We start from the raw sequence: 6000 nt of genomic DNA, 5'->3' as shown, positions 1-6000 counted from the left end.
CCTGATGAGAGCGGCAGGTGTGTCCACGCGCTCTGCCGTAGGGGCTGCGACCATGGACGACCGCCTCTTCTCACGGTCGCAGCCCACCCAATCCGCCGCACAGCCCGCCGCGGCCTATCGAGACTGGGTGCTGTCGGCGCCTGCTGCACGCGCCCGCCCTGCTCATGCGAGCGTATCGTCCACGTCCTTGTGCCCGGTGAGCGAAGCCGGAGCGTGGTCGTGCAGCTAGCTCGAGTCGACTGCGGGAAGGAGGATGGCCTTCATCCGTGAGCCGTCGCGGCAGTCCTCGGCATGGTGCCGGACGAGTCCTGCTTCCGCATGCTGGTGCATGCAGTGAGCGCACGCCCTTGTGTGCGCCAGTGAACCTCAGGCCGGAGCCGTGACGTTTCAGCACCCGGGCCGTTGGGCTTGTCGATGCACCGAGCCGTCCCCCGGCTCCTCGAGTGCCGAGCCCCGATTCCTCCCCGGAAGTCGGGCGCCCGCCGCCGACGCGTACCGGCCCCGGCGGAGATCCCCGAGCAACAGCCGCGGTGGGCACCCCTGGACCGCAAGGAAGCGCGCCTGCGCCGCGACCAGCTCCGTTCCCTGGCAGCGCTGCGCCGACAGGTCGGCCGCAACCGCCAGGAACGAGACGAGATCATCACCGGCAGCACCCCGATCCGCGTCGCGGTCGACTTCCTCCTGCACCACGCCGACCCCCTGAACGGCGAAACCGAGAAGCGGCTGCTCACGTCAGCCGTCACCGTCACCACCCGGAACTACAACCCCACCGAGCTCGCGGCCTTCACTGCACTCACCGCGCTCCAGGAATCAGCCGCCCCTGAGAAGGTCTTCGCAGTCTGCAACCTCACGACCAAGGCCCTGCTCCAGATCGAATACGAAGCCTCCGCGCGCGCCGCCACCACGTAACCGGGGCCCGGCTCACCCGGCAGCAGCGACCGGCCCGACACCGAATCGCGGAACATCCCCCACGCCCACGTCCTGCGCAGCCGCCGGAATCGGAGAGGATGGCGGAGGATCCCGCCGTGGTCCCGGCCCGGTCGGCGCTGACTCCGCCACCAGGTCGGGGCGTACCAGGGTCACGTCCAGGAGGTCGCGGCTCCCCCAGGCCGCCAAGAACGTCGCCCCCGTCCACGGGTGTCCGGGCGCGGCCGAGGTGAGGTGCTCGGACACCCGCCGGGCCAGCTCCGGACGCAGCGATACGGTCCGGCCCACCGCGCGCAACCGGCCTTTGTGGCCGTGGTGTCCGAGGATGAGGGGTCCGGGCGGGTCAGGGTGCCGGTGACGGCACCGTGCACGGCGCGCAGCTGGGCTAGGGGGTACCCCATGCCGGCGCCCGACTCACCAGTGGCGTCATGTCCCTGACTGGCCTTCATACCTCTCATGCGCCGACTCCCTTGGCTGTACCGGATGGCGGTGGGCGCCGGTATGCGCGGCGCTACAACGGGACCGGCACAGCCACGTCCTCATCCTGTCCATCCCATGCAATCCAGATCACGACAGGCCCCCGAGGGCGAACCCCAGCCCGATCGCGACGAACAACGCGCCCAGTGCGCTGAACAGCCACCAGAAGGCGGTGCCCTCGGCCGGGAGGGTCCAGCGTGACGGGTCTGCCTGGTCGTATCGGACCTCGACGCGGGCTCCGACGGGAAGGGTCCTGTCCTTGGGTCGAGCGATGTTGGTCCTGGTTTCCATTGCGCGGCCGTCGCCCGTGCTCCAAGTGATGACCGGGTAGTAGACGGTGGTTCCGACGCTCCGGCTGGTGCTGCCGCTATCCGAGGCCGGCGCGATCCGGGTCTCCTCAAGACGGGTCACCACGCCCCGCGCGGTACTGCCCTCCCTCAGCAGGAACCGGACGCGTCGGATCTTGAGGGAGGCGACGACGCCGATGACCGACCCCGCGGCGGTGAAGACCGATGCGAAGAGGAAGAGGATCTGGGAAGCAGACACAGGGTCGTCTCGATTCTGGAGCCGAAGAACTCCTGACAGCATGCCAGTGCGGCGATCTCCCCTTACGGCAGGTGCGTGGCCGGGACGGCCCTCAGCGCAGCCCCGTCGGCGGTCTCCTCCCGGAGGAGGAGGCCGGACCAGGCCGCAGGTCCCGGGAGCAGGGGTGGACGGGAGCGGGGTCCTCGTGCCCTTGGGCGATGTGCCGTACCAGGGCGGGTTCCTAGCCTCGGGGCATGCGATCACACGAAGCGGACGTTGCTCAAGGAGACCCCGTGACCACTGTCAGCCCCGTCGCGCGCCGCGCCTTGGCCGTGGGCCTCATCCTCGCCGCCTGCCTCACGTCCTCCCCCGTCCTGGCCACGGCCGCCGGGCCCCCCGCCCAGGGCAGCTCCGGGGCCGGACTGGACCGGTACTACCGCCAGCACCTCGGCTGGGGCAGCTGCATCAAGGGCCCCGACGACACCACGGGCCGCGATCTGGACCAGGCAGGCGTGCAGTGCGCGGACGTGACCGTCCCCCTGGACTACGCCGACCCCCGGGGGCGCACGATCACCGTGGCGATCTCCCGGCTCAAGGCCACCGACACCCGCCACCGCATCGGCGCGATCCTCCTCAACAACGGCGGTCCGGGCGGTCCCGCGCTCCAGTCCCCGCCGCAGGCCCGCGCGTCGATGAAGGAGGTCGGCGCGCGCTACGACATCGTCGGCTTCGACCCGCGCTTCATCGGGCGCAGCACCGCGCTGGACTGCGGCTTGCCCGTCGGCATGACCTGGCTGTCCGCCGGCACCGGCCGGGCGGGCTTCGACCGCCAGGTCGCCCTGCAGAAGAGCGTGGCCGACAAGTGCCGGGCCACCGACGCCGCGGTGCTCCCCCACATCACCACCCGCAACACGGCCCGCGACATGGACGTCATCCGCGGCACGCTCGGAGAGCGGAAGATCTCCTTCCTGGGCTACTCGTACGGCACCTACCTGGGCACGGTCTACACTCAGATGTTTCCCGGCCGCCACGACCGGATGGTGCTGGACGGGGCGATCAACCCGAGCGACTACCGCCCCCGGCTGCTGAAGGGCACCGAGCGCGAGAACGAGAAGGCGCTGTCCGACTGGGCCGCCTGGGCCGCGGAGCACCACGACGCCTACGGCCTCGGCCGCAGCCGCGCCGAGGTGCTCGCCGCCGTCGACCGCATCGTCGCGGCGGCCGCGCGCGGTCCGCTGACCATCGGCGCCGGCGCCGATGCCTTCCGGATCGACGAGAGCCAGGTGCCGCTCCTCCTCTTCTCGGGCATCGCGGACGACACCGCCCCGGCTCGGGCGTCGTTCGGCGAGCTGCTTTCCGTACTGGCCAAAGCCGCGGAGGGCCGGCCGACGACGGTGCCGCCGATGCTCGTCCCCGAGCTCCGGTACGTGCTGCGCGGTGAGGGCGAGCCCACCGGCGCGCAGTCCGCCGTCATCTGCGGGGACGTGGCCGCCGCGCGCGATCCCGAGCTCTACTGGCGGGACATCGAGCGCAACCGCACCGCGCACCCGCTGTTCGGCGCTCTGACCAACAACATCAACCCGTGCGCCTTCTGGGACTCGCCGCGCGAAGAGCCCACCCGGGTGCGGCGCGATGCCCCGGCACTGATCGTCGCCGCCACCGGTGACCCGCGTACGACGTACAAGGGAAGCGTCGAGCTGCACAAGCAGCTGCCGAGCTCCAGGCTGGTCACCCTCGAGGGCGCCAACCGGCACGCCCTCTTCGGGCGCTACGGCAATGCGTGCGTGGACGACCAGGTCAACCGGTACCTGGCCACCGGCAAGCTGCCGCCGAGGGACCGGACCTGCGTCAAACAGGCGGAGTAGCGGCCCGCGGTTCTTCGAGGTGGAGGCCCGGTTCCCGGAGTCGGCCCGGCTCTGGCCACCAGGGTGTGCAGGTACTTCAGCTGCGCGGCGGTGGCCGCTGGGAGAGCTGATCAGTCGGGAATGGCGAGTCTCAGATTCCGAGCCGTACGCAGCACGTCGCGCGAGCTGAGCCCCTGGTTCTCGTCGACGAACTCCAAAGTGGCGTCATCGAAGGCTGCGCTGGGTGGAGGCACGGCCCCGGGGCCAGCGATCAGCCGGAGGGTGGCTCGCAGGGTGGCGTTTCCGGGTGTGTCGGGGCCGCCTGAGGGAAAGGCTGCGGCGAAGTACGGCAGTGGCGTTCCGCCGGGGTAGACGTTGGGGCCGTTCGCGGTGAACAGCCCGAGCCGCGGTCCGGGGCCGCTGTTGATGCGGGCCATGAGCTTGGTGTTGAGGCGGCGGGGCAGTTCGGTCCCCGATGCCGCGAGCGTGGGATCGGTCAGATACACCTGAGCCTGGACGAGCGCCTCCAGAGAATGGGCGACGAGCTCTTCCTTCGCCCCAACGTCGGGGTCCTGATGCAAGGTCTCGTGCAACATGATCGGTCCGAGCTGGCGGAAGTCCTCGAAGCGGTAGCGCTGGTTGAAGAGGATGTTCGGGAGGGTCTCGCCTGGTCCGGGCGGGTTGACCTGAGCGGTGGTAGCTCCCGGCAGGTTCGCGAACCGGACGCTGGTGAAGACAGTGCCGCTACGCAGTGCCGCAATCCCCGGCTCCCCAAACGTGCACAGCAGCGAGGCCGCCGCTGCCCGCAGGACCGGATCGGGCACGGTACGGCGCAGCCCGGGGTCGGTGAGGAAGAGCTGGACGCCTTGGGCGGCACGGAACGCCCCGCATCGGCGGCCGAGAGTCGAGGCCAGCCGCTGTGCGAGCTGACGCTCACTCGGCGCGGGCCCGGTGGCGGGACTCATCGGACCTGAGGCCGGATACACCTGCGGCGTGAACAGCGAGACATCCGTCGGCGGGAACGGCCGCTGCGCCAGGATCTGATCGACGGTCTGCTGCTGCGCGGCGGCCGGTGCGACCAGCGCTGCAAGTGCGACGGTCACCGTGGCGAGCCCAACACCGAACCGGCGTCGCAAGGACGAAGAGACATTCATGACTCTCAGACAAGGGCACAGGCCAGGGGAAACAGACCGCCGCAACGCCCCGGATCCCCCGTGCAGCGCAGCGACCTACGCCACACGAGCCAGCTCTCGCGACTCCAGCCGCCCGGGATCGTCTGGACGGAGCCACTTGTCGTTGGCGCTGGCACGGACTTGGGCGGCGGCCCGGACGTTGGAAGCAAACTCTCGTACGGCGAACCCGGCCGCACCGATGATGACGAGCCCGGCAATGACCGACAGGATCAGCTGCTTGTTGCGCCGGTTCTCCGCGTCCTTGGCCTCAATGTCGTCGTAACCGTACGCGCCGGAGGAGTCGACGCAGGTGTCGCCCGGCTTCATCTCCTTACCCTCGCACTCAATCAGTGACCGCCTCGAGCGGCTACCGATCATCCGATCAACAGATCGGCCCCGCGAGGGGCAATGCACTCAGCCGCTCCTGGCTCTTGGTCTCCCCCTGCTTCCGCGCCCGCGGCGTGGACCTCAAGCAGGGTCGGCTGCGCTCCAGGACCACGCCTATGACCCCGTCGATCCGGCAGCCCGGGTCAGGTCCGCGAAGTCGGCGGCAGCGGCAGTGTGCAGCCCGGCCTCCGCGTGCCGGCCGGGCCCCGGCAGCAACAGCGGCCCTGACCGCCCCGCACGTCGCAGCCTCACGCTGTACCGCAGCGCAGGACCGACCGAAGGGTGCGACACGCCCGGGCATCCAAACCCAGGCCCACCGACGGTGCGGGCCTATGCAGAGCACGGCGTCAGCATCGACTGAAGAGTTCCCCATGGCGCCGGCTCTAAGAGGGTGCTCCGGGCGCAGCAACGCGACGTACGGCCTACCGCCCGCAGACGGCAGGTGCCGTCCTGGCGGCCGAGGGCCAGGTCGCGTCATGCGTCCGTGAGCCCGGCCGCCCATGCTGCGCGTCTGCGAGGTTGGGGGCGGTGCCAGCGGGGTGTAGGCAAAAGACCCGTCCCGCTCCTCCAGGACACGTGGGGCGTCACCCCGGGAGGTGACCGGCCCCGCCGTCTACGGGGCGATGGGGTTCACCCACGGGACTGCGTGAGAGGGCTGGTTCGGTCGT

At 70.5% G+C, this 6000-nt stretch carries 5 protein-coding genes; 2 read left to right on the top strand and 3 right to left on the bottom strand.

Annotated elements, in window-relative coordinates; genetic code table 11:
- Nucleotides 1-414: 414 nt before the first annotated feature.
- Entirely contained in the window at nt 415-909 is a 495-nt protein-coding gene (locus tag ACFWP3_RS36300; protein WP_384229858.1) for a hypothetical protein, read from the top strand.
- A 585-nt stretch (nt 910-1494) separates the two neighbouring features.
- Here ACFWP3_RS36300 and ACFWP3_RS36295 read toward each other — a convergent pair.
- Nucleotides 1495-1950, bottom strand: a complete 456-nt coding sequence (locus tag ACFWP3_RS36295) for a DUF3592 domain-containing protein (protein WP_384229856.1) — start codon at nt 1948-1950, stop codon at nt 1495-1497.
- 272 nt (nt 1951-2222) lie between these two features.
- Between ACFWP3_RS36295 and ACFWP3_RS36290 the strand changes: the two genes are divergently transcribed.
- Nucleotides 2223-3794 carry an alpha/beta hydrolase gene (locus ACFWP3_RS36290; RefSeq protein WP_384229853.1) on the top strand — a complete coding sequence of 524 codons (1572 nt, stop codon included), beginning with the start codon at nt 2223-2225 and terminating at the stop codon, nt 3792-3794.
- Nucleotides 3795-3904: 110 nt separating this feature from the next.
- Here ACFWP3_RS36290 and ACFWP3_RS36285 read toward each other — a convergent pair whose 3' ends face one another.
- Both ACFWP3_RS36285 and ACFWP3_RS36280 read right to left on the bottom strand, forming a co-directional pair.
- Entirely contained in the window at nt 3905-4876 is a 972-nt protein-coding gene (locus tag ACFWP3_RS36285) for a hypothetical protein (RefSeq protein ID WP_384229851.1), read from the bottom strand.
- Nucleotides 4877-5002: 126 nt separating this feature from the next.
- Complete coding sequence (locus ACFWP3_RS36280; RefSeq protein WP_384229849.1) at nt 5003-5272, bottom strand: hypothetical protein; 270 nt, start codon at nt 5270-5272, stop codon at nt 5003-5005.
- Between the last annotated feature and the right edge of the window lie 728 nt (nt 5273-6000).

This window comes from Streptomyces sp. NPDC058525 (assembly GCF_042719495.1).
Lineage (GTDB): Bacteria > Actinomycetota > Actinomycetes > Streptomycetales > Streptomycetaceae > Streptomyces.
Note: the sequence above shows the minus strand (reverse complement) of the source record. Positions and strands in the feature narration are given on the sequence as shown.